Genomic DNA, 25,383 nt, shown 5'->3' with positions numbered 1-25,383 from the left:
AAGGAGCCCACCATGTCCGCAGATTCAACGCCGCACGCGCAGCCTGCGCACGGCACCCAACTCACGCAGGGGTTGATCCTGCTGTTCGCATTCAGCTGCGGCGCGATCGTCGCGAACCTGTACTACGCGCAGCCGATCACGGAACTCATCGCGCCGGGCCTGCACATGTCCGGCGGCACGGCGAGCCTGATCGTGTCGTTGACGCAGATCGGCTATGCACTCGGCCTGTTCTTCATCGTGCCGCTCGGCGACCTGCTCGAGAACCGCAAGCTGATGATCGTGACTGCCGTCGTGTCGATTGCAAGCCTCGCCGCGGCGGCGCTCGTGCGCACCCCCGGGCTCTTTCTCGCGATTTCGCTGCTGATCGGCTTCAGCTCGGTGGCCGTGCAGCTCCTCGTGCCGCTCGCCGCGCATCTCGCGCCGGATCATGCGCGCGGCCGCGTGGTCGGCACGATCATGAGCGGGCTGCTGCTCGGCATCCTGCTGGCCCGCCCGCTGTCGAGCGTCGTGGCCGACGCGTTCGGCTGGCGTGTCGTGTTCGCGGCGGCCGCCGTGCTGATGACGCTCGTCACGGCCGTGCTCGCACTGACGATTCCGCAGCGCCAACCCGACCATCGCGCGACCTACTTCGAGCTGATCGGCTCGCTGCTGCAGCTGGTTCGCACGATGCCCGTCCTGCGCCATCGCGCGTTCTACCAGGGCCTGATGTTCGCGTCGTTCAGCCTGTTCTGGACCGCCGTACCGGTCGAGCTGACGCGTCACTACGGACTGTCGCAGTCGGCCATCGGCCTGTTCGCGCTGGTCGGGGCGATCGGCGCGACGTCGGCACCGGTGGCCGGGCGCCTCGCGGACGCCGGCCATACGGTGCGCGCGACGCTGATCGCGCTGGTCGCCGGCACGCTGTCGTACGCGATCGGGTTCGTGCACGGCACCGGCCTGTACGGGCTCGTCGTGACCGGCATCGTGCTCGACTTCGCGGTGCAGATGAACATGGTGCTCGGCCAGCGCGAGATCTACGCGCTGCACGCGGCAAGCCGCAACCGGCTGAACGCGCTGTACATGACGAGCATCTTCGTCGGCGGCGCCGTCGGCTCGGCGCTTGCGAGCCCGCTGTACGAGCATGGCGGCTGGTCGCTCGTCGCGGCGGTGGCCGGTGCGTTCCCGATCGTCGCGCTCGCGCACTACCTGCTCGTCGGGCGGCCGCACGCGCAACGTCACGCGCTCGGCTGAACCCCGCCGCCGCCCCCTTCAAACTTCAAACCGATTCGTTCGCGGGGCGCGTCGCCGTCCCGCTCCACGCCGAAGAAAAGGAGTCCATCATGTCTTCCCTGCTCAGTGCCTACGATCTGCGCGGCCTCGCGCTGCCGAACCGCGTCGTGATGGGACCGATGACGCGCTCGCGCGCGCCGTCGCGCGGGCTGCCCACCGAACTGATGGCCGAGTACTACGCGCAGCGCGCGTCGGCCGGCCTGATCGTGACCGAGGCGACCAACGTCAGCCGCGCGTCCGCCGCGTTCGAGCTGACACCGGGGCTCGTCGACGATGCGCAAGCCGCCGGCTGGAAGATCGTCACCGATGCCGTGCATGCGCGCGGCGGCCGCATTTTCGCGCAGCTGTGGCACGGCGGCCGGGTGAGCTCGCTGACGCTGCTCGGCGGCGCCGCGCCGTTGTCGCCGTCCGGCGTGAACGACGACCTCGAACAGCTGCAGGTATGGGCGCAGTTGCAGAACGGCTATTACACGAAGATTCACGCGACGCCGTCGCGCGCGATGACGACCGACGAAGTCGTCGCGGCCGTCGATGAATTCCGCCAAGCGGCCACGCGCGCGATGGCCGCCGGCTTCGACGGCGTCGAGATCCATGCGGCCAACGGCTACCTGCCGCACCAGTTCCTGTCGTCGACGCTGAACCGCCGCGACGATCGCTACGGCGGCTCGGTTGCGAACCGCGCACGCTTTCTCGCGGAAATCGTCGACGCGGTCGGCGGCGTGATGCCGCTCGGCCGCGTCGGCGTGCGGATCTCGCCGTACGCGAAGTACAACAACGTGCGCGATGCCGATCCGGATGCGACGCTCGCGTACGTCGGCCGGATGCTCGACGACGCGGGTGTCGCCTATCTGCACGCGGCCGACACCAACGGCTGGAGCGGCGAGCCCGACCTGCCGCGTATCGTCGAGCACGCGCGCCGGTCATTCGGCGGCACGCTGATCGTCAACGGCGGTATTTCGCCGGACGCGGCGAACGCGCTGATCGACGCAGGCGACGCCGATCTCGTCGCGTTCGCGCGCGCCTATATCGCGAACCCCGATCTCGTCGAGCGCCTCGCCGCACGCGCCCCGCTCGCGGAGCCGAAAAACGTCGGCTGGTACGGCGGCGACCGCGCGGGCTACGTCGACTATGCGCGGCACGACGCGGCCGAATCGCCCGCGTAACCGGCGAATGCCCCGCGCACGGCACGGGGCGTCACGCCCCCCCTTGCGATACCGGGCCCGCGCGGCCGATTCCCGCGCGGTGCAACGGCGCCGTCACGCGTCGTTCCAGCGCGCCCCCAGCACGCGCCCGCAAAAATTCGGCCGCTGGAAATCCGGGTCCGCGCGTTCGAGCACGTCGGCGCTCCACGTGCCGAACGTCGACTGCGGCCGATGCTCGACGCCGCGTGCGACCGCGGCAAGGAAGGTTTCGCGAAATCCGCTGCCGCGTGGGTACGCGGCGAGCAGCGCGGTGCGCTCGTCGTTGGTGTAGCTGTCGAAATCGGTTGCCATCAAATCGGTCGACACGGCGCGGGCCAGCGCGCGGGCGAGCGGCGACGCACGCGCGGCCACACCGGGCGTCGTATGCAGCGCGATCGCGTGCCATACGTCGTCGCGCATGCTGCGGGAGCGTCGATGCCGCACCAGCAGCGCGTGCGCGGCATCGGCGCCGTCGAGCTCGTAACGTTCGGGCGAGCGGCAGTATGCAGGGCTCAGCCCCATGTTCGCGTACATCGCGGCGACGTACAGCGCATCGGGATCGCACCCTTCGCCCGCTCGCCGCGCGGCGAGCGACGCGAACACGAACACGCGCGCGGCATGATCGGCGAGCGCGGCAGGCAACGATGCGCGCGCCGCGTCGGCCGCCTCGACCGCAAGCGTCGTGCGCGGAATGCTGACGCCGGCCACTTCGTCGGCGGTCGACGGTGCGCGCGTGTGCGCAACGTTCATCGTGTCTCCTTCCTGTCCCGTGCACGGGACGAAAAATCGTTCAAGGCAATGCCGCGCCGCGGTCGCGGCGGCACGCGCGCCGGTGCGTGCCGGCTAGCACACGGCGCAGCGGCGGCCGCACGCCTCGCAGCGGCCGCCGGCCGCGCTGGCCGTCGGATAGCGCGGCCGCGCGAAGCGGCGCCCGGGGCCGCGCGCCCGGCACGCATCGGTGCCGGGGTTCATGCACGCGTCGCCCGCCGCCGATGCGCGCGGGCTGCCGTGCCCGTTCGCACCGTCTGCAGGCGCGCCGTCGGCGACCGGCGACCATCCGGGGCTGACGGGCGGCGGCGGCGGCGCGAGCGACGCAAATTCCCGTTCCGCGTGCACGACCTTGCCGTCGACGACGGTCAGCACCGACGACAACTGCGGGATGCGCGCCATGTCGATCGTGAAATAGTCGTCGCTGAGCACCGCGAAGTCCGCGTAACGGCCGGGCACCAGCGCCCCCTTGCGATGCTCGTCGGCGGAAAACCATGCGCTGCCGACCGTGTAGCGGCGCAGCGCCTCCATCCGGCCGAGCCGGTTGCGCGCGGGATACAGCACGGTGCCGCCGACGCTGCGCCCCGACACCATCCAGTACAGCGCGACGAACGGGTTGTAGCTCCCCGCATCCAGCGCGCCGGAGCCTGCCCCGACCGGCAGCCCGGCCGCGAGCATCGCGCGGATCGGCGGCGCGCGCGTCGCCGCGGCTGCACCGTCGCGCGCGATGAACGCCTCGCCCTGGAACGCCATGCGCGGCTGCACGGTCACGCCGCCGCCCAGCGCCGCCACGCGCGCGATGTTCGCATCCGACATCGTCTCGCACCGGTCGAAACACCAGCGCAACCCGGCGAACGGCGTATCGCGGTTCACCGCCTCGAACACGTCGAGGAAGCGGCCGATCGACTCGTCGTAGGTCGCCTGCAGCCGGAACGGCCAGCGGTGGCGGACCAGCAGCCGGACGACGGCGGTCAGTTCCGCTTCGACCGACGCGGGCAGTTCGGTGCGCGGGTCGAGAAAATTCCCCAGGTCGACCGCCGAAAACAGCAGCCGCTCGCCCGCGCCGTTCGCGCGCAGGAACGCATCGCCGTCGCCGGGCGAGGTCAGCGCGATCCACTGCGCGAAGTCGTCGATTTCCCGGCCGGCGTGCCGTGCGCCCAGCGCGTACGCGATGCGCGTCGTCAGTTCGCCGCGGCGTGCCAGCGCGATGACCGCCGCGTAATCGTCCGGATACGCCAGGCCGTCGCCGCCGGCGTCGATCACACTCGTCACGCCGACGCGGTTCAGCGCGCGCATGAACTGCCGCGTGGAGTTGATCCGGTCGGCCGCGCCGAGCACCGGCGCGCGCGCGAGCGCCGCGGCCAGCACGGCCGGATCGGAGCGCGCGAGCAGCAGCCCGGTCGGCCGCCCATGACGGTCGCGCCGCAATTCGCCGCCCGGCGGATCGGGCGTGTCGCGCCCGTAGCCGATCGCGCGCAGCGCGGCCGCGTTCAGCCACGCGCTGTCGCCGAGATGCTGGACGAACACCGGCGTATCGGGTGCGATCGCATTGAGCTCGGCCACCGTCGGGCCGCGCTTTTCCGCGAACTGCAGCGCGGTCCAGCCGCCGCCCACGCGCACCCAGTGCGGCGCGGGCGTGCGCACGGCCTGCCGATGCAGCAGCTCGAGCGCGGCGGCGAGCGTCGGCACGCCGTCCCAGCGCAGCTCGAGGTTGAAGTGCGTGCCGCCGCGGATGGCCTGCAGGTGCGCGTCGACGAGGCCGGGGATCACCGTGCGGCCGTTCAGGTCGAGGCAGGCCGTGTCACCGTGCGCATGACGCAGCACGTCGCGATCGTCGCCGGTCGCGACGATGCGCCCGTCCTTTACCGCAAGCGCGCTGACGAACGAGCGCTGCTCGTCCTGGGTCGCAATCTTGCCGTTGAAGACGACGAGGTCCGCCGCGCGGGCGGGTTCCGTCGCTCTAAGCACCGTCGGACCTCCCGTGCGGACGCGCACGCCGTGCCGCAGCGCGCGTGCGTCGCATCGTCGAACGACGGAAACCCGCTGCATCGCCCGCATCGGCATGCATGTCGCGATCGCGCAGTCGCGCGGTTGCCTGGAACGCGCGCATCGCTATGCGGCCTGCTGCGCCGCGTCGGCGGCGTCGTGGCGCGCAGGCGTGCGGGACGGCGGCGGCGGCGGCGCGTCCTGGCGGACGAAATTCTGCACGCGCAACAAGCGCCGCACATCATGGGCGCGCGAATGCGGATCGAAGTGCCGCGCGACGCCGGCGACCAGCGTCGACGCGTGTGCGGTGCGCCCGCGCTCGATCAGGTGGTCGGCGAGATCCAGCGCGCCGCGCAGCGCCCACATCGCGGCGCCCTGCCCGTTCGCGGTCTGGATCGCCATCTGCAGATGACGATGGCCGTCGGCCTCGTACGCGAGCGCGACATCGGGGGCAGCGATCCGTGCCTGTTCGAGCATCGCGACGCCCGTCACGCGCAGCAGTTCCGGCACGAACAGATGCTCGCCGTGCGCGCGGCAGCGCGCGAGCGTCGCCTCGAGCCGCGTACGCGCCTCGCTTGCGCGGCCGACGCGCACGAGTCCCTCCGCATACGCGACGTTCAACGGGGCGAGCAGCCGCCGGAACCCGCTCGCCTCGACACGCCGCAGTGCAGGTTCGAGCCGCGCGAGGCCCGCGCCGGGATGACCGGCCTGGATGTCGAACTGGCCGGTCAGGCATTCCGCGTGATTGCGCCAGATGTCGAAGCCGTGCGCGCTCGCGGTCGCGCGCAGCGTCGCGAGATAGTCGGACGCGATGTCGTGGTCGCCGTAGCGCAGGGCGATCGGCACGGCGGCCGCACCCAGCACCACGCACAGCGCGAGCGCGGACGGACCGCGGCGCGCGCACTCGACCGCTTGCGCGGCGATGCGCATCGCATGGTCGGGATCGCCCTGCATCCACACGAGCCGCGTGAGCATCGTACGCGCGAGCGTCGTCATGTCGACGCCGAGCGCTGCCTGCGCGCACGGCGGCTCGCCCACCTCGCCGAGTTCGGCCGTCGCCGCTTCGAGCCGCTCGCGCGCCTGCGCGTGCTCGCCGAAATAGTGCAGCGACGTTGCGACCATCGCGTTGGCCAGGAGCCGCTGCGAGCGGTCGCCGCGCCGCTCGGCCGCGCGCTCGAAGCGGGTCGCGTAACGCAGCGATTCGTGAATGTCCGACAGCGTCAGCATCGTATTCCACAGCCCGACCAGCGCGCGCGCATCGAACGTCGCGTCGCCGACATGGGCGGCAAGACCGAGCGTGCGGTCCCACATCGCGGCCGCGGCCATGGCGTCGCCGTCCGTATGCAGCAGCGCCGACGCGCAGGCCGCGCGCAACCGCATCTCACGCGCGGCATCGACCGGGTCGGCCGCGGCCGTGTCGAAAGCGTCGAGCATCTGGCGCGCCCGCGCCGCGCATTCGTGCATCCGCGCCGGCTCCAGCAGCGCGCGCGCCAGGCTGTCCGCTTCGGCCTCGGGCACGGCCACGACCGGCGCACGCGTTTCGTCGAAGGCCATGACGCGTGCGTCGGTCGGTGTGTCGGTCGGTGCGTCGGTCAACGCTTCAGTCAGCCCGTCGGCCGGCGCCTCGTCGGGTCGCGCGGCGTCCATGCTCACCGCCGCATGTTCGTGCTCGTGCTCGTGCCCGTGTTCACGCCCTTGCTCGCGCGCGTACCGTGCGTGACGCGCCGCGATGCGCTCGAACTCGCCCTCGTTGTGCAGTTTTTCCAGCGCATACGCGCGCGTCGATTCGGTCAGCCGGTACCGCGCAGATGCGCCGTGGAATTCGACGGTCACCAGCGACTTCGCGACCAGTTCGCCGAGCACCGCGATCATGTCCGCGGCCGATGTGCCGGGCTCGGCGGCGACCGCGTGGGCGGCATCGAACGAAAACGGCCCGATGAAGCATCCCATCCGGCGGAACAGCGCACGCGCGGCCGGGTCGAGCAGCACGTAGCTCCAGTCGAACGTCGCCCGCAGCGTCTGATGACGCGGCAGCGCCGAGCGCAGCCCGCCGGTCAGCAGGTTCAGCCGGTCGTCCAGCCGCGATGCGACGACCGCGAGCCCCAGCGTCGCGACGCGCGCCGCGGCCAGTTCGATCGCGAGCGGCAACCCGTCGAGCCGCCGGCAGATATCGGCGATCAGCCGCATGCCGGCCTCGTCGACCGGACAATCCGGCGCAGCTGTGCGAACCCGTTCCAGGAACAGCTCGACGGCGGAACACCGCACGATCTCGTCGGTACGCGCGTCGTCGCCGGGCACCGCGAGCGGGCTCATGCGCAGCACCGCTTCGGCCGAGATATGCAGCGGCTCGCGGCTCGTCACGAGTACGCGCAGCGAGCCGGCGCACGACGTCAGCGTTTCGACGAGGCTCGCGACGAGATCGACGATGTGCTCGACATTGTCGAACACGAGCAGGTAGCGCGACGCAGCGAATGCGGCGCCGATGTCCTCGACGGCGGGCACGCGCTGCGTGTCCAGGCCGAGCTCGGCCGCGACGGCGAGCAGCATGTCGGCGCGCGTCCCCGCGCGCGCCAGCTCCACGAACAGCACGCGCTCACGCGAGCGGCTGCGCACCGCGTGGGCCACGCGTACGGCGAGGCTCGTCTTGCCGATCCCGCCCGCGCCGACGAGCGTGACGACCGGCGTGCGTTCGAGCATCTCGACGATCTGCGCGATTTCGGCGTCGCGTCCGACGAGCGGCGCGGGCAGCGACGCCGCGTGGGCATCGGTCGGTGCGGCGGCCGGGATAGCGGCCGGCGTGTCTGCCGCGGGCACGCGTTCCGGGCCGGGCGACGCGCACGCGACCAGCAGGTAGCCGCGCCCGGGCACCGTCTTGATCAGATCGCGGCTCGTGCCGAGCGCCTTGCGCAGCGTCGCCACATGCACCTGAAGGCGGTTTTCCTCGACGATCAGCCCGGGCCAGACCGCGTCCATGATGTCGTCTTTCGACACGACCGCCCCGCTCGCGCGGTGCAGCACTTCGAGAATGTCGAGCGCGCGTGCACCGATGCGCAACGACGCGCCCTGACGGCGAATGTCGCGCTGCTCGAAATCCACCGACAACGTTCCGATCTGGATCATGGCCGCCTCCGGGTCCCTCAGGATGACCGCCCGGCGAACGCGGCAGTCCACCCGGCAGGATGTCCGGCCCCGGCGCACCGTGGCGCCGGCCGGACACTGTTGAATTCCGCGCTGAGTGTAGACGGGCGCGCGACGAAAATCTTGAAGGAAAATGCGCTGTGGGCGGCGGCCGGATCACGCGACCGGCGCATTCGCTTGCATGTAAAAGTAGGGCGCGATACTCTGCCGGGCCGCTCGCACGCCTGTCGTGACGGGCGATGCGGCGGCTGCGCGCCACCATTGAAAGCAATTCGTCAGATTCACGAGCGGACGTTTGTGCAAATTCATTTTGAATGTTCACATGCGTCGCTAAACTGGACTCGCCATTTCGCGCGCCGAGTCACTTGCCCGGGAATTTCATGTCAGACTCCGTTACCGCAGCGCCGGCGGTATCCCCGCCACCACCGCCGAAGGACACGCTCGGCTGCGTGGCCAGCTTGCTGGCGAAGGATGTCGAGACCGCCACCGGCGGCCTGCGGCTTCACCGCAAATGCATGCGCGAAGCGCACGTGGAGCACATCGACATGCCCGCGTGCGACCGCGGCTTCCTGGTCGGCGTGTCGCTGGCCGGCGGCCATCGCCGCACGCTCTACGGGCGCGCCGGCGCAAGCGAGCGCCGGTTTCAGCATCACTCGATCTACATTCGCGATTTCTCGCGCCACTTCCATGCGGACCTGTACGGCAACTTCGACTTCCTGCTGGTCGAGCTGCCGCATGCGTATCTCGAGCGCGTCGGCCCGGAGCACGGCGGGCAGGCAATCGGCGGCCTCACGTGTCGCCCCGACGTGCGCGATCCGGTGCTCGGCCATCTCGCGCACGCGGTGGCCGACAGCCTCGACGCGCCCGGCCCGCTGAACGCGCTGTTCATCGAGCAGGTGGGGCTCGCGATCGGCACGCACCTCGTGCGCCGTTACGGCAACGCGAGCACGCGTGAACTCGACCACAAGGGCAGCCTGTCGCCGGCGAAACTGGCGCGCGCGCAGGAACTGTTGCTGGAAAAGGCGGATCTCGGCGTATCGATCGAGGAAGTGGCGAACGAATGCGACCTGTCGCGCGGTTACTTCATTCGCGCGTTCTCGCGCACCACCGGCCGCACGCCGCACCAGTGGCTGCTCGAACAGCGCGTGACGCGTGCGCGCGAACTGATCGAGACGTCCGACATGACGCTCGCCGACATCGCGATCGCGTGCGGCTTCGCGGACCAGAGCCATCTGAACCGCGTCTTCGCGCGGATCGTCGGCCATCCGCCCGGCGCGTGGCGGCGCGCACGCTCGCGCTGAAGCGTCTGCGCGGTCGCGGTCGCGCGCCGACCGCCCGGCCGATTGTTCAATCGAGGTTCATGCCGCCATCCGTCTGATCCGACAGATTGCGGCGTCAGCCCGCTCCCTCCACCTTTTCTGTGGAGGGAGCGGGCTCATCGCTTTATCCCGGTCGTCGTACCGTCACCGAACGGCGGGACGACTGCCAGCCGGGTCTCGTCCATGGTTGAGCACAAGTGACGAGGACGAGGCCGCCGCCCCGCCCCCAGGCGCTCGGAAAAAGCGTCAAGGGCGATGAAGCGCGCGGGCCCACGTCAGGGAGTCGCAATGGGTCCGCGTCGCGATGTCAGACCGCCCAGCAGGAGCACCCGAACGCGCCCCAGAAGCCCTTTGCGTCGGACGTCGGTAGCGCACTCGCCCATGCACTCGCGTGCGCGTGCTGGTGAACGTTGCACGCGTTCGCGCAACCGCACATCGCAGCGGCGGCCGCCCGTTGCAGCGGCGCGCCGGCGCGCTGCGTCGCGCCCCAGCCGCCATAGCCGCCGAACTCGCGCACGGGCGACCAGTCGGGCATCGCGGGCGGGATCGGTGCGTCGTGCGACGCGAACGGCCCCGCGCCCCACACGATCTTTCCGTCCACGACCGTCAGCAACGCCGTCGTGCCGGCGATGTCGTCCTCGGCACACCCGAAGAAATCGCGATCCGGGACCACCAGGTCGGCCAGCTGCCCCACCGCGATGCGCCCTTTCTTGCCTTCTTCGTTCGAGAACCACGTCACGTACTCGGTCCACATGCGCAGTGCCGTCTCCCGATCGAGCAGGTTGCGCTGCGGGTACATCCGCAGGCCGCCGACCGTCTTGCCGGTCACGAGCCATGCGAGCGACACCCACGGGTTGTACGACGCGACGCGGGTCGCGTCGGTGCCGGCCGAGACCTTGAGCCCCTTGCCGAGCATCTTCGCCACAGGCGGCGTGGCCTCCGCGGCTTGCGCGCCGTAGCGCTCGACGAAGTATTCGCCCTGGTACGCCATCCGGTGCTGCACCGCGATACCGCCGCCGAGCGCGGCGATCCGGTCCATCGATTTCTCGGTGATGGTTTCCGCATGATCGAAAAACCAGTTCAGCCCTTCGAGCGGGATGTCCTGGTTCACCTTTTCGAACACGTCCAGCGCGCGGCTGATGGTCTCGTCATAGGTCGCGTGCATGCGCCACGGCCAACGGTTTTCCGCGAGCACGCGCACCACGCCCTCGAGATCATCCTCCATCTGCTCGGGCAGGTCCGGGCGCGCCACCCGGAAGTCCTCGAAGTCGGCCGCGGAAAACGCCAGCATCTCGCCGGCGCCGTTGTTGCGGAAATAGTCGGTGCCGTCGTGGTACTTGACGCTCTTCGTCCAGTTCACGAAGTCTTCCTTCTCCGCGTTCGGCTTCTGCGTGAACAGGTTGTAGGCGATCCGGATCGTCATCTCGCCCGCGTCGTGCAGCTTGCGGATCACCTCGTAGTCGTCGGGATAATTCTGCGAGCCGCCGCCCGCGTCGATCACGCCCGTCACGCCGAGCCGGTTCAGCTCGCGCATGAAATGGCGCGTCGAATTGTACTGATACTCGAACGGCAGCTTCGGGCCCCTCGCGAGCGTCGCGTAGAGGATCGTCGCGTTCGGGTTCGCAAGCAGCAGGCCGGTCGGGTTGCCGGCGGCATCGCGAACGATGGTCCCGCCCGGCGGCTCCGGCGTGTCCTTCGTGTAGCCGACCACCCGCAGCGCGGCCGCGTTCAGCAGCGCGCGATCGTACAGGTGCAGGATGAAAACCGGGGTGTCCGGCGCGGCGGCATTGAGTTCGTCGATCGTCGGCAGCCGTTTCTCCACGAACTGATGCTCGGTGAAGCCACCCACCACGCGGACCCACTGCGGCGCGGGCGTCACGGCCACCTGGCGCTTGAGCATGTCCATCGCGACCGCGAGCGACGGCACGCCGTCCCAACGCAGTTCCATGTTGTAGTTCAGTCCGCCGCGAATCACGTGGCAGTGGTTGTCGATCAGACCCGGCAGTACGCCACGGCCGCCGAGATCGACCACCTTCGTCGCGCGGCCCGCGAGCGGCATCACGTCCGCGTCGCTGCCGACGGCGACGAAGCGGCCGGCGGCAATCGCGACCGCCGTCGCGACGGGGTTCGCGCGATCGAGCGTCGTGAATCTGCCGTTGTGCAGGATCAGATCCGGCTGGGTCACGGTTGCGGTCATATGCATCACCTCTTGTTGATCAGAAGCCAAGCAGCTGTTTCACGGTGGGCAACGCTTGCACGCCAATCAGCATGCCGAGCAACCCGACCAGCGCAATCAGCGGCGGTGCGGGAGAGCGAACCTTGATGGCGCTGTAAATCACGCCGATCAGCAGGCCCGCACCAAGGGAAACCAGATAAGGTTCCATGCGATCAATCTCCCGGAAAATTCGAATGCGGCGGCCGTGTTCCGATCAGCCTGCTGCGGGCGGCATGCGTGCTTCGGTCACGTCCGCTGCCCGCGCAAGGGCGCCGATGCGGCGCGTTCGCGTCGAACCCGCCGCACCGGCATCAGCGATCGCAGGCCGTCCGCGCTTACTTCGCCGGAACGGGCGCGATCGACTCGTGCGGCGTCGCGGTGCGCGGCGCGGCCTTGTGGACCATCGTGTACGCGTAGTCGACGCCCATCCCGTACGCGCCCGAATGCTCCTTCGCGATCGCCATCACCGCGTCGTACGTCTCGCGGTGCGCCCAGTCGCGCTGCCACTCGAGCAGCACCTGCTGCCACGTGACGGGCACGACGCCCGCCTGCACCATGCGCTGCATCGCGAAGTCGTGCGCGGCCTGCGTGGTGCCGCCCGACGCGTCGGCGACCATGTAGATTTCGTAGTCGCCTTCGAGCATCGCGCACAGCGCGAAGGTCGTGTTGCAGACTTCGGTCCACAGACCGGACACGATCACCTTCTTGCGGCCGTTCGCGGCCAGCGCGTCGCGCACTTTCTGGTCGTCCCACGAATTCATCGACGTGCGTTCCAGCGTCTTCTGGTTCGGGAACACGTCGAGCAGCTCCGGATACGTGTGACCGGAGAAGCTCTCGCTTTCGACCGTCGTGATCGTGGTCGGGATGTTGAAGACCTTCGCAGCCTTCGCGAGCCCGACGACGTTGTTCTTCAGCGTCTGGCGATCGATCGACTGCACGCCGAATGCCATCTGCGGCTGCTGGTCGATGAAGATCAGCTGGCTGTTGTGCGGGGTAAGTACTTCAAGCTTCGGGTTGCTCATGGCGGTGATGTCCTTTGACGCAGGGAGAAATAAGGCTCGCCGGGCCGACGAATCCGCGACGCGTCGAATACGCTGGGGCGGAAAACTCGGCAGCCGGCCTGCGTCATTCAATAGGCTAATGAGCGACCACACCAGTTAATTGTTCTGATGCTCGCGGCCTTCATGAATCCAGGCTGAAAAGATCTGAATTTCATTGAATGGACCCACAACGAACAGGCAGAACTGATAGGCTGACCCAGGGACTGTCGGATCGATTCCAGATCGGTAGTTGTCCATATTTCCAACTGCCGTCACACCATTCCATGCTTATGAAACCGTACACTGCTTCGCTGTTCGCCGGCCTCCTCGCCGGCATCGTTTACGCGCTGATCGGCGTGCAATCGCCGGCGCCGCCTGCCGTCGCCCTGGTGGGCCTGCTTGGCATTCTGGCCGGCGAACAGATTCTTCCGCTGGCGCGACGCGTGTTCAGCGGAATCCGGCTGGGAACCGCATGGCGCGACGCGAAGTGCAGCCAGCACATGTTCGGTGCGCTGCCAGGCGCCCAAGCAACCGACGCGGCCGCGAAGCGTCGCGAATCGACACCGCTGTGATCGGAAAACTCGAGCGCATGCGACCAGGACGGTCGAGGCGCTCGCGTGTGTTTCGAGATGTTCGTCAATGGCCTGCGTGAACGGCGTGTGCGCGCAGGCCGTTGCCGACCTGCCCGTGCCTGGCGTTGTTCGGTCATGCGCGCGCCGCCCTGACAGAAGCGGCGGCGCGCGCCGCGTCACCAACCGAACTTCGCTTCCACGCCGACATAGTCGGCATTACGCGCGCCCAGCGCGCGAATCGAATCGGCGAGCTGGAAGTGCACCGCCTCGACGGCCAGGGCCGTGTTCGCGTTGACGAGCCAGTCCACGCGAGCCTGCGCGTACATCCCCGTCCACGCGCCGCCCTTGCCTGCCGTCCCCGGCACCGCCGACATGCCCTGCCCGTAGATCGCATCGGCCGTCGTCTGCCGCCACTGGAAGCCGACGGCGGTGAGCACCGTGACCGAGCTGGCGGGCTTGAAGGTCAGCGATGGCTTCACGTGGATCAGGTTGCTGTATCCGGTGTAACCGGCGAGCGTGAAGTAATAGCCGTTCGGAAACATCGGGTTGAACGTGCCCACGCGCCGGTCGCCCGGGTGAGCATCGCCCGACGCGCCGTCGACCTGGATCCCGATGCGCGGCGTGCCGGCCGTCTTCGCGAACGTATAGCCGCCCAGCGCGCCGAACGCCCATGCACCGACCGTGTCCTGCCCGACGCGGCCCGTCTGCAGCATCGCCTCGACGTCCCAGTCGAGCCCGTCGGCCTTGCCCGCATAGCGCATGTCGAATACGTCGCGCCGCTCGGTGCCCGACGCATCCGGAAAGCGCGCGTTGTCGCGCGTGTAGCGCGACCAGTACGCAGACAGGTCGCCGGGCCCCGTGCCGTTGCGCTCGACGCGCACGCCGTCGAATCGCAGGTGCCGGTTCGACACGTCGTCGAACGCGGCGGCGTCGCGATACTGCACCGGGCGCGTCACGTAACCGATCAGCCGCCACTTGCCGATTTCGTAATCGGCCCACAGTGCGTCGAACGCCTGCCGCACGTTCGGGCCGTCGCGCACCGACACGAAGCGCTGCAAGTCGAACGCCATCTCCTGCCGGCCGACCCGCGTCTTCAACGTGCCGGGGCCGATCTGGTCGACATACGCGACGAACGCCTGCTCGATGTCGAGCTGGTCCTTGTCGACCGGCCCGACCGTATTCTTGCCGAACGGCCGCGCATCGACGAACTGCACGAACGCCTGCAGATGGCCGCGATAGCGCAGGTCCGCGTGCACGTTCGTGCGCTGGATCACGTAGTTGTCGTCGTGCGCGGAGCCGAGGCCGAACAGCGGCGCGTTGTTCAGCTCGAAACGCTCGCGCAGGTTCGCGCCGAGCGACAGGTAGGTCGACGGGTCGTCGCCGAGCGGCACGTATTTCAGCGCGTCGAACGGCTTGCGCGGCACGCACGGGTTCGCGAGTACCGACCAGTCCTCCTGCCAGCGGTTGAACAGCACGGTCGGACGCTTCGCGGTGCACGACCCGGCGGCGCTCGCGGCCGCCGGCGGCTGAGCGGCGGCCGCCGCTGCGGCGGCGACGGCCGGCGCATCGGCACCGGCCGCCGTCCCGGCATGCAGCGCGACGCCGCCGGCCAGCACGACGCCCGGCAGCGCGCCGCGCCACGATGGTTTGATCGGCCGGCGCACCGTTATTTCGACCGTGCGTGGATTTCGGCGACGTAGCCGCCCGGGAACTGCACAAGCGCCGCGTCGCGGCCGTCCGACGTGAACGGCGGCACGAGCACGGTCACGCCCGCGGCTTCGGCCTGCTTCAGCGTCGTGGCCAGATCGGCGACTTCATAGCCGGTCATCTCGCGCCCGAACGGGTAAGGCAGATGGCCGTCCGTCGCGAGCACCGTCATCTTGCCGAAGCCCGATTCGATACGAATGCGGCGGTACGTGTCGTTCGGCCGGCCGATCTCGATGCCCGGCGCCTTGCGCACGTCCGACACGATCTTGCCGTGCGAGAACGCGGCGAAGTCGTGCACGAGCTTGCCCGCGCGTTCCGGCGACACGTACACGCGGTTTTCCGGCACCGTCTGCAACGGGTCGTAATTCGGCGCCTGCGTGTGCCAGTACAGCTGCATGTTCACGCCGCCCGGCCAGCGGATGATCGCGTCGCGCCCGATCGGATCGGGGAACGTCGCGACGACCACGTCCGCGCCATGCGCACGCGCCGATTTCACGGCCACGTCCATGTCGGTCACCAGATAGCCGGTGCGCTCCTCGCAGAACGGATACGGGATCGGCGTCTTGAAGCCGAACACCGAGATCGTGCCGACCGGCGTGAGCACCAGTTGCGACATCGTCTGGCTCGGCGTCGGCGTGACCTGGAACACGCCCTGCTTCGACTTCTTGCCGCCGAACGTCGCGACGAAGCTGTCGGTGAAGCGGTCGAAGTCCTCCGGCGCGACGCACACGTGCGTCGTGTCGTACTGCGGGCCGACCGCGACCGCCGGGAAGCGCGCGGTGGCCGGCTGGCGCGCCGTGTCGTCCAGATGCGTTTCGTCGGCATGCGACGGGACGGCGGCCAGCAACGCGGCGAGCATCGCCGCAGACGCAGTCGTCATGCGCAGCACGTGGCGCAGGTTCGGTGAAATCATCGGGTTCTCCTTGAAGGTGGCGCACGGCGGCACGCCGCGCGCGAAAACGGGTTCAGCGCGCGGCCGGCAGCTCGGCCGCGCGTGCGGATCGATACGTGAGAAAGCCCAGCACCGCGAGCGGCAGCGCGAGCGCCCAGAACGCGGCATACAGGTACGCCGTCGCGCCGGCGCCCGCGCCGAGCGCGAAACCGGCCACCGGCGGCAGCGTGCGTTGCAGCCGCGCGCGGGCGGCGTCCCGTTCGGCCGGCGCGGCGATCGGCACGAGCCAGTCGAAGGCATCGATGACGGCCTGCGTGACGTTGCCGGTCATCACCGTGTTGGCGACCACCGAGCGCGCGGTCAGCCGGCCATGCGCGTTCTGCACGCCCATCGCCGCCGCGCCGAGCAGCCCGCAGACGATCGTCGCGGGCGCGTCGGCGCTGCCGATCGGCGACGCCGCGATCCCCGCGAACATGAAGCCGGCAAGCAGGATCGCCTGCAACGCGTACAGCGAACCGGCCCGCGCGCCGTGACCGCGCACGCGCATCCGGTGGTCGAGCAGGCGGGCGGCCACGATCCCGGCGATGAAGGCCGGAAACGCGAGCCATTTGATCAGCAGCCCCTGCCCGACCCCGGCCAGGCCCGAGCCGATCAGGATGAAGTTGCCGGTCACATGGGCGGTAAAGAGGCCGAACAGCGCGACGAAGCCGAGCGTGTCGACATAGCCTGCGATCGATGCGAGAAAGACGTCCTCGCCGGGCAGGCGATCGGGCGCGGCCGCACCGGCGGCCGTTACTTGTCCAGGTTGCATGTCGTGGTTTCCGTGGGTTTGCCGGTGGAGTCCGCTTCCTGGACCTGCGGGGCCGGCGGCCACAACCGCGCCTGCGCGAACGGAATTGCATGCTCGCCGAGCACGATGCCGGGCAACCCGGCCAGCGCGATCAGCAGCGACGCGGGAGATTGCACGCGCACGCGGTAGTCCGGCAGGCCGACTGCGATGCCAGCTCCCAGCGGGTTCAGATAGGGCATGGTCCGTTCCGGTTGCGCCGCCGCGCCGGGCCGGCCGGACGGCGCCCGGCCCTTGCGGCGGTTCGGTAGCAAGACTAGGGGGCGCGGACCTGAAAGTCATGGCGGCGAACTGAATTCTTCTGAAGCAGCGGTGGCGTCGGAAGCGCAACGCATCGCGGAAATCGAACCGGACTTGAGCCTGCACGCGAGCCTCTTCCATCCCGGCGTGCGCAAGCGGGTATGCGGATTGCCGGTGCCCGACGATCTCGACACCGAAATCGAACGGCAAGTCGACGCGTTCCCGAACGGCACGCCGGCCGCACCGCACCGCGTGGCATCCGGCGCCTCCGCCGCCCCGCCAAACGGCGCCGAGGTTGAGCGGCGGCGCACGCGTCACGCTGTCACTCAGGCCGCTTCAGAACGATTCAACCGTTGCGTCCGTGGCTTGCCCTATGCTCGACCATCATCGGGAGACATCGGATGGAACACGGATCGGGTCGCAAGGCCGTCATCGTCGGCGGGTCGGTCGGCGGGCTGTTCGCCGCGACCGCCCTGCGCACCACCGGCTGGGACGTCGGCGTATTCGAGCAATCACCGCATGACCTGGACAGCCGCGGCGGCGGCATCGTGCTGCAGCCGCCGATCGAGCGGGCGTTCGCATTCGGCAACGTACCGCTGCCGCGCGAGGCCGCCGTCGATTCGATCGACCGGATCTACGTCGATGCGCACGACCGCATCGTGCAACGCTTCGCGATGCCGCAAACGCAGACCGCGTGGAACGTGATCTACACGGCGTTGAAGCGCGCGCTGCCGGCCGGCGTCGTCCGTGCGGGCGACGCGTTCGAGCGATTCGAGCAGGACGGCGAGCGGATCGTCGCGCATTTCGCGAGCGGCCACGCCGAGGCGGCCGACCTGCTGATCGGTGCGGACGGCGGCCGCTCGGCGGTGCGTGCCCAGTTGATGCCGGACGTGCGGCCGACGTATGCGGGCTATGTCGCCTGGCGCGGGCTCGTCGACGAGCGGGTGCTGCCCGAACAGGTGCTGTATCTGCTGCGCGAGCGCTTCACGTTCCAGCAAGGCGACGCGCACCTGTTCCTCGCCTATCTGGTGCCCGGTGCGGACGGCGCGATCGAGGCGGGCAAGCGGCGCGTGAACTGGGTCTGGTACCGGCGTCTCGCGCCCGACCGGCTGCGGTCGCTGTTCGTCGCGCGCGACGGCACGCAGCGCGACGGATCGCTGCCGCCCGGCGCGATGCGCGACGACAGCCGCGCGGAACTCGTCGACGCCGGTGGCCGGATGCTCGCGCCGACGCTCGCCGCGCTCGTCGACGCGACACCCGCGCCGTTCGCGCAGGCGATCCAGGATCTCGCGGTCGAACGGATGGCGGTGGGGCGTGCGGTACTGCTGGGCGACGCCGCATGCCTCGTTCGCCCGCACACGGCAGCCGGTGTCGCGAAAGCGGCCGACGATGCGGTCGGCCTCGCGCAAGCGCTGCGTGAAGTCGGCCACGGCCGCGGGTTCGACGCCGCGCTGGCGGGCTGGGACGCCCGTCAGCGCGCCGCGAGCGCAGTGATCGCCGCGCGCGGCATCGCATTGGGCGCCCGCTTGATGGGCGCGGCCTGAACGTGGGCCGGCCGCGTGCCGGCGGGCCGGCGCAGCGCCTCGCTCGACGGGTTGAGCGCGCGCAGCACGCTGGCGCGGCCGCCATCGTCGTCGGGCAGTTGCGGCTGGCCGCGTGCCGCGGCCGGCGCGCCCTGCGCCGCGAGCCACGCGGCGAGCGCCAGGCCCGCCACGCGTGCCGTTACCGTGGCCCGCTTCATCGCGCGCTCGCCGTCGAGACGGGTGCCGCGGGCGTACCCACGCTCGCCGTCGCGGTGCGCGGCTCGCCGTGCGCGATCGCATACAGCTCGCGATTGCGCGCGATCGTCTGCGCGCTCGGCGGATAGTCCCAGTTCGGTGTGGGCAGCGTACCGTCGCGCTCCGCCTGAATCAGGTCGGCGACCACGTCGGCGCGGGTGAGCGCATGGTCGGCGGTTTGCGCCAATGCGACGATCGGTGCGCTCAGTGCGCAGGAAAGCAGGACTGCACGAATCAGGTTGTTCATGACATTCACCTCTCGAGATGGCGTGTTCGCGTCCGCAGATCAGGCCGGACATCCGCTCCGCATCGATGCGATGAGGAGTGGTGTCCATTCTGCGATTCGCGCGCTTTCCGGAAGGTGAGGCTTCGATTACGGTCGTGTCATCGAGTCGCGGCCCAGCCGTAGGGCGGTGTCGGTCAGCGCGCAACCGTTTCCGGGTTCCGCACGCTGCCCAGAAACCGCGTCAACTCCACCGTCTGCGGACGCTCGAAGATCTCGTCGGCCGTCCCGGTCTCCCACACGCGCCCCTGGTGCATGAACACGATCCTGTCGCTCACCGCACGCGCGAAGTTCATCTCGTGGGTGACCATGATCAGCGTCATGTCCTCGCGCGCGAGCTGCTCGATCACGCCCAGCACCTCGCCGACGAGCTCGGGATCGAGCGCCGACGTGATTTCGTCGCACAGCAGCACGCTCGGCTTCATCGCGAGCGCACGCGCGATCGCGACGCGCTGCTGCTGGCCGCCCGACAGGTGTTCCGGGAACGCATCGAACTTGTCGCCGAGGCCGACGCGCTCGAGCATCAGCTCCGCGATCGCGCGCGCCTGCTGGGGGTGCGACTTCTTCACCACCGACTGCGCGAGCATCACGTTCTGTCCGGCGCTCAGGTGCGGAAACAGGTTGTATTGCTGGAACACCATGCCGACCTTCAGCCGCAGCGCACGCAAGTCCGCATGTCGTGCATCGACGCGTTCGCCGTCGACCGAGATCGTGCCCGCGTCGATGCTCTCGAGCCCGTTGAGCGTGCGCAGCAGCGTGCTCTTGCCCGAGCCGCTGCGGCCGATGATCGACACGACCTGCCCGCGCTCGACGGACAGATCGATACCCTTGAGCACATGATGGGTGCCGAAGTTCTTTTCGAGACCCCGGGTTTCAACGAGCGGCATGCCATCTCCTTTGCAACGTGCGCGCATAACGGGTAAGCGGATAGCAGAGCGCGAAATAGATCAGCGCGACGAGGCCATACACGACGAACGGCCGGAACGTCGCGTTCGAGATCGCGATACCGGCCTTCGTCAGCTCGGTGAAGCCGATGATCGACACGAGCGCCGTATCCTTCACCGCCTGCACGCCGAAGCCGACAGTCGGCGCGATCGCGATGCGCGCGGCCTGCGGCAGGATCACGTGACGCAACTGCTCGACATAGCTCATCGCCAGGCTGGCCGACGCCTCCCACTGCCCTTTCGGCACCGCCTCGACACAGCCGCGCCAGATCTCCGCCAGATAGGCGCTGGTGAAGAACGTGAGCCCCGCCGTGGCCGCGACCCATGGCGGCACGTCGAGCCCGACGAGCGGCAGGCCGAAGAACACGATGAACAGCTGCATCAGCAACGGCGTGCCCTGGAACACTTCGATATAGAGCTTGGCGACGCCGCGCAGCGCCGTCGAATTCGACACGCGCATCACGAGCAGCCCGAGGCCGACGAGGCCGCCGGAGATGAACGACACGATCGACAGCACGATCGTCCAGCGCGCGGCCAGCAGCAGGTTCGCGAGAATCTGCCCGAACGTGAAATCGGTCATCGCGCACCTCGCACGCGTCGGGAGAACAGGCGGCGGCCCATCGCGCCGAGCGTGGCGCGCATCAGCAGCGCCATCGCCAGATACGCGAGCGTGATCACGAAGTACGTCTCGAAGGCACGGAAGTTGCGCGACTGGATGTAGCCGGCCGCATAGGTCAGATCGGCCACCGAGATCTGCGACATGACCGCCGAACCCAGCATCGTGATCACGATCTGGCTCGACAGCGCGGGAAACACCTTGGCGAGCGCCTGCGGCAGCACGACGTGGCGCAGCATCTGCGCGCGCGACATCGCCAGCGCGGACGCCGCCTCCAGATGCCCTTTCGGCACGGCGGCCACGCCCGCGCGCACGATCTCGACCGAGTACGCGCCGAGGTTGAGCGTCATCGCGAGGATCGCGGCCGTGTATTCGTCGATGTGCACGCCGAGCGTCGGCAAGCCGAAGAAGATGAAGAACAGCTGGACGACGAACGGCGTATTGCGAATCGCCTCGACGTACGCGCCGATCAATGGGCGCAACCGCACGGCCGCACGCGCGTCGGCACTGTACGCGGCCGCGCCGAGCACGCCGACGGCCACGCCGAGCAAGGTCGCGACGGCCGTCAGCGCGAGCGTGATCGCCGCGCCGCTCGCGAACACGCCGGCGTACTCGGCGAGTTCGCCGAATTGAAGCTGGTAGCTCATGGGAAGCGGATAAATTCAGGTTCGGACAACGACACGCGCCGCGCCGGGCATCCCGGCCGCGGCCACGTGTCAGGCTGCACTGCAATACGTCACAGCCCGGCCGGCAGCGGCTGGCCGAGCCACTTGCGCGACAGCTCGCCGAGCGAGCCGTCCTGCTTCGCATGCGCGATCGCATCGTCGATCTTCGCGAGCAGGCGCGGTTCGTTCTTGTTCACGCCGACGAAGCACGGCGAATTCTTGATCACGAACTTGACCTCGGGGCGGCGCGGCGGATTCTTCGCGAGAATCGCTGCCGCGACGATGTTGCCGGCCGCGATCAGTTGCACCTGCCCCGACAGGAACGCCTGGATCGTCGCGTTGTTGTCCTCGAAGCGCTTGATCGTCGCGTTCGGCGCGAGCTGCGACAGCGCGATCTCCTCGAGCGCGCCGCGCGTCGCGCCGACCGTCTTGCCGGTGAGGTCGGCTGGCGCACTCACCTTCACGTCGGACGGCCCGAACACGCCCTGGAAATACGGCGCGTACGCGCTCGAGAAATCGATGACCTTCTCGCGCTCCGGCGTCTTGCCGAGCGACGAAATCACCATGTCGACCTTGTTGGTCGTCAAGTACGGAATCCGGTTCGCGCTGTTCACCGGCACCAGCTTCAGCTTGACGCCGAGCGCCTTGGCAAGGAGTCCTGCCATGTCGATGTCGTAGCCCTGCGGCTGCATGTCCGTGCCGACCGAACCGAACGGCGGATAGTCCTCGGGCACCGCGACGCGCAGCGTGCCGTTTTTCGCGATGGTGTCGAGCGCATCGGCATGGGCCGGCGCGGCGGCGAACAGCGCGATCACGGGGGCGGCAAGCAGCGCAGCCAGCCAGGTGCGTCGGGGGAACGGTCGGGTCGTCGGGCTCACGGTGAATCTTCCTTGTCTGGTATGTCGTCGGGCAGCGCGCAACCGTTGCGCGGCCAACACCACACCAGCAAAAACCGGGCCATCGCCGCGAAACGCTTGCCGCACCGGCGCGAGACGGAAATTTCGGCGACCTTTCGGCGAGCAGGATTCCTCATTTCGGTGCATGAGCCGGCGCCGTCGGTAACGGTTGCCCCCGCAGCGCGCGCCGGCGCACCAAATTACCTATCCGGTTCACCCGGCGCCGAAACCCTATGCATGGATTCGAACAGGCCCAGTCCAAATTTGCATTCCGTTTGTGACCGGAATTACGGCTGAATACGTTCGCGACGTACCGTGCCTTTCGTCACGTCCGACGACTCGCAATCAGGGCGGGCGCGCGCGATTGCGCGCGCCGGACCTCCGGTACCGGTGGTCCCGATCGTCCGCGATCGGGATGAATCCCATCCCCTCCCTGCGCGAGGAACCCGTCATGGCATCGATTCCCGACCCGTCGACAACCGGCGAAACCGACAAACGCAGCTGGCTCGAATCGCACGAAGCCGGCTATCACAAGACCCTCGGCAATCGACAGGTGCAGATGATCGCGATCGGCGGGGCCATCGGCACCGGGCTGTTTCTCGGCGCCGGCGCCCGGCTGCAGGCCGCCGGCCCGGCGCTCGCGATCGTCTATCTCGTCTGCGGCGCGTTTTCGTTCCTGATCCTGCGCGCGCTCGGCGAGCTCGTGATGCATCGCCCGAGCAGCGGCAGCTTCGTGTCGTACGCACGCGAATTCCTTGGCGAGAAGGCGTCGTTCGTCGCCGGCTGGATGTACTTCCTGAACTGGGCGATGACCGGCATCGTCGACATCACCGCCGTCGCGCTCTACATGCATTACTGGGCGCCGTTCGCGGCCGTGCCGCAGTGGATCTTCGCGCTCGTCGCGCTGTGCATCGTCGCGACGATGAACCTGATCGGCGTGAAATGGTTCGCGGAAATGGAGTTCTGGTTCGCGCTGATCAAGGTCGCCGCGATCGTGCTGTTTCTCGTGATCGGCGCGGCGATCCTCGGCACGGGCATGCCGGTGGCCGGCCATGGCACCGGCCTGCATCTGATCACCGACAACGGCGGGTTCTTTCCGCACGGACTGATGCCGGCGCTGGTGCTGGTGCAGGGCGTGGTGTTCGCGTTCGCGGGCGTCGAACTGGTCGGCACGGCCGCCGGCGAATGCAAGGATGCGCGCAAGGTGCTGCCGCGCGCGATCAACAACGTGATCTGGCGCATCGCGATTTTCTACGTCGCATCCGTCGTTCTGCTGGTCTGCCTGCTGCCGTGGAGTGCGTACAAGGCGGGCCAGAGCCCGTTCGTCACGTTCTTCGGCGCGCTCGGTGTGCCGGGCATCGGCTCGGTGATGAACCTGGTGGTGCTCACGGCCGCGCTGTCGAGCCTCAACTCCGGCCTGTATTCGACGGGGCGTGTTCTGCGTTCGCTGTCGATGGGCGGCTCGGCCCCCGCGTTCCTCGCGCGGATGAGCGGGCAATCCGTCCCGTACGCGGGCATTCTGGTGACGGTCGCGATCTATGTGGTCGGCGTGCTGCTCAACTATCTGGTGCCGTCGAGCGTGTTCGAGATCGTGCTGAACATCGCGTCGCTCGGCATCATCAGCACATGGGGCTTCATCGTCGTGTGCCAGATGAAGTTCCGCGCCGCGGTCAGGCGCGGCGACGTGGAGGACGTATCGTTCAGGATGCCCGGCGCGCCCGTGACGTCGTGGCTCACGCTGCTGTTCCTGCTCGGCGTGCTGGTGCTGATGGCATTCGACTACCCGAACGGGACCTGGACGATCGCGTCGATCCCGCTGGTCGCGCTGCTGCTCGTGGCCGGCTGGAAATGGCTGAGCCGTCGCGCGCGCCGCGCGTTGCTGAAGCCGACGATTCCGTCGATCGCGCTCACGCAGAACGTACTCGAGAAGGGCGACGGCTGACTCGCTACGGCATGCGTGCCGTCTGTCGAAGGAACCGCCGTCGGGCCGCGGACGGCGGTCGCCAATCGCGCTCAGTGATGGTCGTACAGCGGGTGCTCGTCGAGCGACGCGAGCGATTGCGCATCAATGCGCTTTGCGGCGACGCTCGGTGCGGCGGCCGGTTGCGCTTGCTGCGCGGCGACCTTCGCCTCGGCGGCCTGGATATCTTCGGGATAGTTCGGATCGTTACTGACCGGCCGATAACCGGCCTGTTCGACGCGAACGAGATCGGCGCGCACGTCGGCCCGTGTGAGCGCATGGTCGGTGGTTTGCGCAAATGCGACGATCGGTGCGCTCAGTGCGCAGGAAAGCAGGACTGCACGAATCAGGTTGTTCATGATGTTCACCTCTCAATGATGGCGTGTTCGCGTCCGCAGATCAGGCCGGACATCCGCTCCCCATCGATGTGATGAAGAGTTGGATTCATTCTGCGATTCGCGCGCTTTCCTGAAGGTGAGGCTTCGATTACGGTTTCGTTATCCGACCGCCCGCGCCCGTCCTGCGCGGGCCGACCCGGTTCGCCGCACGCGGCGCGGGCCCGCAACGCGACGCGCGGGCCAATCGAGCATCGCGTTCATGCGGGCACGTCGAGCGGCCGTACTTCCGGAATCATCGCGGCCTGGCCGCGCACGATGCCCTCCGCGTCGATCAGTTGCCACACCGTCGCGCGTTCGATCCAGAACCGCTTGCCGGACTTCGTCACGCGCACGCCGCGGTATTCGGACACGAAGCCGTCGCGCATCACCTTGTCGAGAAACACCTGGCGCTCGTGTCGCTCCATCGGCTCCGCCGACAGACGGGACGGCAACGCCGTCAGTTCATCCCAGTCGTATTCGAAAATCGCCTGCGCGCGCCGGTTGCCGTACACGAACACCGGATCGGCCGACGTGTCGTGCGCGAGGATGCCGAACGGCGCCGCCTCGTAAAGCCACTCGGCGCCGTCGGAGGCGCTCATGCCGTCGGGCACGAGCGGCCGGTTCACGAGCCGGCGATACGAGTCGGCAAGAAGGGAGAAGAAGTTTGCATCGGTGCGCAACGACATCGGT

24 protein-coding genes are annotated in these 25,383 nt (G+C 68.9%); 6 read left to right on the top strand and 18 right to left on the bottom strand.

Going from position 1 to position 25,383, the window contains the following annotated elements:
* The first annotated feature begins 12 nt into the window (after nt 1–12).
* Together CFB41_RS36515 and CFB41_RS36510 are read left to right on the top strand one after the other, a co-directional pair.
* Nucleotides 13–1,230 carry an MFS transporter gene (locus CFB41_RS36515; RefSeq protein ID WP_089460056.1) on the top strand — a complete coding sequence of 406 codons (1,218 nt, stop codon included), beginning with the start codon at nt 13–15 and terminating at the stop codon, nt 1,228–1,230.
* 89 nt (nt 1,231–1,319) lie between these two features.
* Nucleotides 1,320–2,432 (top strand): alkene reductase, encoded by a 1,113-nt coding sequence (locus tag CFB41_RS36510; RefSeq protein WP_089460055.1) that lies wholly within the window; start codon nt 1,320–1,322, stop codon nt 2,430–2,432.
* A gap of 93 nt (nt 2,433–2,525) precedes the next feature.
* On the opposite strand, the gene CFB41_RS36505 is transcribed toward CFB41_RS36510, so the two are convergent.
* From CFB41_RS36505 to CFB41_RS36495, 3 genes are all read right to left on the bottom strand, one after another.
* Nucleotides 2,526–3,200, bottom strand: coding sequence for an HD domain-containing protein (locus CFB41_RS36505; protein WP_089460054.1), 675 nt, complete (start codon nt 3,198–3,200; stop codon nt 2,526–2,528).
* A gap of 93 nt (nt 3,201–3,293) precedes the next feature.
* Nucleotides 3,294–5,186 carry an amidohydrolase gene (locus CFB41_RS36500; protein ID WP_256941404.1) on the bottom strand — a complete coding sequence of 631 codons (1,893 nt, stop codon included), beginning with the start codon at nt 5,184–5,186 and terminating at the stop codon, nt 3,294–3,296.
* Between the two features lie 144 nt (nt 5,187–5,330).
* Nucleotides 5,331–8,324, bottom strand: coding sequence for a winged helix-turn-helix domain-containing protein (locus tag CFB41_RS36495; protein ID WP_089460052.1), 2,994 nt, complete (start codon nt 8,322–8,324; stop codon nt 5,331–5,333).
* 398 nt (nt 8,325–8,722) lie between these two features.
* Between CFB41_RS36495 and CFB41_RS36490 the strand changes: the two genes are divergently transcribed.
* A complete protein-coding gene (locus CFB41_RS36490) occupies nt 8,723–9,643 on the top strand; it encodes a helix-turn-helix domain-containing protein (RefSeq protein WP_089460051.1) in 921 nt (306 codons plus the stop codon).
* Between the two features lie 325 nt (nt 9,644–9,968).
* On the opposite strand, the gene CFB41_RS36485 is transcribed toward CFB41_RS36490, so the two are convergent.
* From CFB41_RS36485 to CFB41_RS36475, 3 genes are all read right to left on the bottom strand, one after another.
* Nucleotides 9,969–11,858: an amidohydrolase gene (locus CFB41_RS36485; protein WP_089460050.1), complete on the bottom strand. Its 1,890-nt coding sequence runs from the start codon at nt 11,856–11,858 to the stop codon at nt 9,969–9,971.
* 19 nt (nt 11,859–11,877) lie between these two features.
* Nucleotides 11,878–12,045, bottom strand: coding sequence for a DUF1427 family protein (locus tag CFB41_RS36480; RefSeq protein WP_039362659.1), 168 nt, complete (start codon nt 12,043–12,045; stop codon nt 11,878–11,880).
* Between the two features lie 166 nt (nt 12,046–12,211).
* Nucleotides 12,212–12,898: a hydrolase gene (locus CFB41_RS36475; protein ID WP_039362658.1), complete on the bottom strand. Its 687-nt coding sequence runs from the start codon at nt 12,896–12,898 to the stop codon at nt 12,212–12,214.
* Nucleotides 12,899–13,206: 308 nt separating this feature from the next.
* Here CFB41_RS36475 and CFB41_RS36470 point away from each other — a divergent pair, with 308 nt between their 5' ends.
* Nucleotides 13,207–13,488 carry a XapX domain-containing protein gene (locus CFB41_RS36470; RefSeq protein ID WP_089444073.1) on the top strand — a complete coding sequence of 94 codons (282 nt, stop codon included), beginning with the start codon at nt 13,207–13,209 and terminating at the stop codon, nt 13,486–13,488.
* Nucleotides 13,489–13,664: 176 nt separating this feature from the next.
* Here CFB41_RS36470 and CFB41_RS36465 read toward each other — a convergent pair whose 3' ends face one another.
* The 4 genes from CFB41_RS36465 to CFB41_RS36450 are packed head-to-tail and all read right to left on the bottom strand — an operon-like array spanning nt 13,665 to nt 17,116.
* The gene (locus tag CFB41_RS36465; protein WP_089460154.1) at nt 13,665–15,140 is read right to left on the bottom strand and encodes an alginate export family protein; all 1,476 of its coding nucleotides are present in this window, start codon (nt 15,138–15,140) and stop codon (nt 13,665–13,667) included.
* A 14-nt stretch (nt 15,141–15,154) separates the two neighbouring features.
* Nucleotides 15,155–16,108, bottom strand: coding sequence for a glyoxalase (locus CFB41_RS36460; protein ID WP_089460153.1), 954 nt, complete (start codon nt 16,106–16,108; stop codon nt 15,155–15,157).
* Nucleotides 16,109–16,160: 52 nt separating this feature from the next.
* A complete protein-coding gene (locus tag CFB41_RS36455; protein WP_089444071.1) occupies nt 16,161–16,898 on the bottom strand; it encodes a YoaK family protein in 738 nt (245 codons plus the stop codon).
* On the bottom strand, nt 16,880–17,116 hold the full coding sequence (locus CFB41_RS36450) for a DUF1427 family protein (protein ID WP_089460152.1): 237 nt from the start codon (nt 17,114–17,116) through the stop codon (nt 16,880–16,882). The genes CFB41_RS36455 and CFB41_RS36450 overlap by 19 nt, the downstream gene beginning before the upstream one ends.
* A 459-nt stretch (nt 17,117–17,575) precedes the next feature.
* Between CFB41_RS36450 and CFB41_RS36440 the strand changes: the two genes are divergently transcribed.
* Nucleotides 17,576–18,718, top strand: coding sequence for an FAD binding domain-containing protein (locus CFB41_RS36440; protein ID WP_089460049.1), 1,143 nt, complete (start codon nt 17,576–17,578; stop codon nt 18,716–18,718).
* On the opposite strand, the gene CFB41_RS36435 is transcribed toward CFB41_RS36440, so the two are convergent.
* The 6 genes from CFB41_RS36435 to CFB41_RS36410 all read right to left on the bottom strand — a co-directional run bounded on the left by CFB41_RS36435 (nt 18,646) and on the right by CFB41_RS36410 (nt 22,338).
* A complete protein-coding gene (locus tag CFB41_RS36435) occupies nt 18,646–18,915 on the bottom strand; it encodes a hypothetical protein (protein ID WP_089444069.1) in 270 nt (89 codons plus the stop codon). The genes CFB41_RS36440 and CFB41_RS36435 overlap by 73 nt on opposite strands.
* Nucleotides 18,912–19,199 carry a DUF4148 domain-containing protein gene (locus CFB41_RS36430; protein ID WP_089460048.1) on the bottom strand — a complete coding sequence of 96 codons (288 nt, stop codon included), beginning with the start codon at nt 19,197–19,199 and terminating at the stop codon, nt 18,912–18,914. The genes CFB41_RS36435 and CFB41_RS36430 overlap by 4 nt, the downstream gene beginning before the upstream one ends.
* A 173-nt stretch (nt 19,200–19,372) precedes the next feature.
* Nucleotides 19,373–20,122 carry an amino acid ABC transporter ATP-binding protein gene (locus CFB41_RS36425; RefSeq protein WP_089460047.1) on the bottom strand — a complete coding sequence of 250 codons (750 nt, stop codon included), beginning with the start codon at nt 20,120–20,122 and terminating at the stop codon, nt 19,373–19,375.
* Complete coding sequence (locus tag CFB41_RS36420) at nt 20,109–20,759, bottom strand: amino acid ABC transporter permease (RefSeq protein WP_089460046.1); 651 nt, start codon at nt 20,757–20,759, stop codon at nt 20,109–20,111. Before CFB41_RS36420 ends, CFB41_RS36425 begins: the two co-directional genes overlap by 14 nt.
* Nucleotides 20,756–21,442 carry an amino acid ABC transporter permease gene (locus tag CFB41_RS36415; protein WP_089460045.1) on the bottom strand — a complete coding sequence of 229 codons (687 nt, stop codon included), beginning with the start codon at nt 21,440–21,442 and terminating at the stop codon, nt 20,756–20,758. Before CFB41_RS36415 ends, CFB41_RS36420 begins: the two co-directional genes overlap by 4 nt.
* Nucleotides 21,443–21,531: 89 nt before the next feature.
* Nucleotides 21,532–22,338, bottom strand: coding sequence for a transporter substrate-binding domain-containing protein (locus CFB41_RS36410; RefSeq protein WP_046546696.1), 807 nt, complete (start codon nt 22,336–22,338; stop codon nt 21,532–21,534).
* A gap of 469 nt (nt 22,339–22,807) precedes the next feature.
* Here CFB41_RS36410 and ansP point away from each other — a divergent pair, with 469 nt between their 5' ends.
* On the top strand, nt 22,808–24,298 hold the full coding sequence (gene ansP / locus CFB41_RS36405; protein ID WP_089460044.1) for an L-asparagine permease: 1,491 nt from the start codon (nt 22,808–22,810) through the stop codon (nt 24,296–24,298).
* 71 nt (nt 24,299–24,369) lie between these two features.
* Here the strand turns inward: ansP and CFB41_RS36400 are convergent, their stop codons facing one another.
* Both CFB41_RS36400 and CFB41_RS36395 read right to left on the bottom strand, forming a co-directional pair.
* Nucleotides 24,370–24,675 (bottom strand): DUF4148 domain-containing protein, encoded by a 306-nt coding sequence (locus tag CFB41_RS36400; protein WP_089460151.1) that lies wholly within the window; start codon nt 24,673–24,675, stop codon nt 24,370–24,372.
* 236 nt (nt 24,676–24,911) lie between these two features.
* A complete protein-coding gene (locus tag CFB41_RS36395) occupies nt 24,912–25,379 on the bottom strand; it encodes an MEKHLA domain-containing protein (protein ID WP_089460043.1) in 468 nt (155 codons plus the stop codon).
* Nucleotides 25,380–25,383: the final 4 nt, after the last annotated feature.

The organism is Burkholderia sp. AU33803, assembly GCF_002223095.1.
Lineage (GTDB): Bacteria > Pseudomonadota > Gammaproteobacteria > Burkholderiales > Burkholderiaceae > Burkholderia.
Note: the sequence above shows the minus strand (reverse complement) of the source record. Positions and strands in the feature narration are given on the sequence as shown.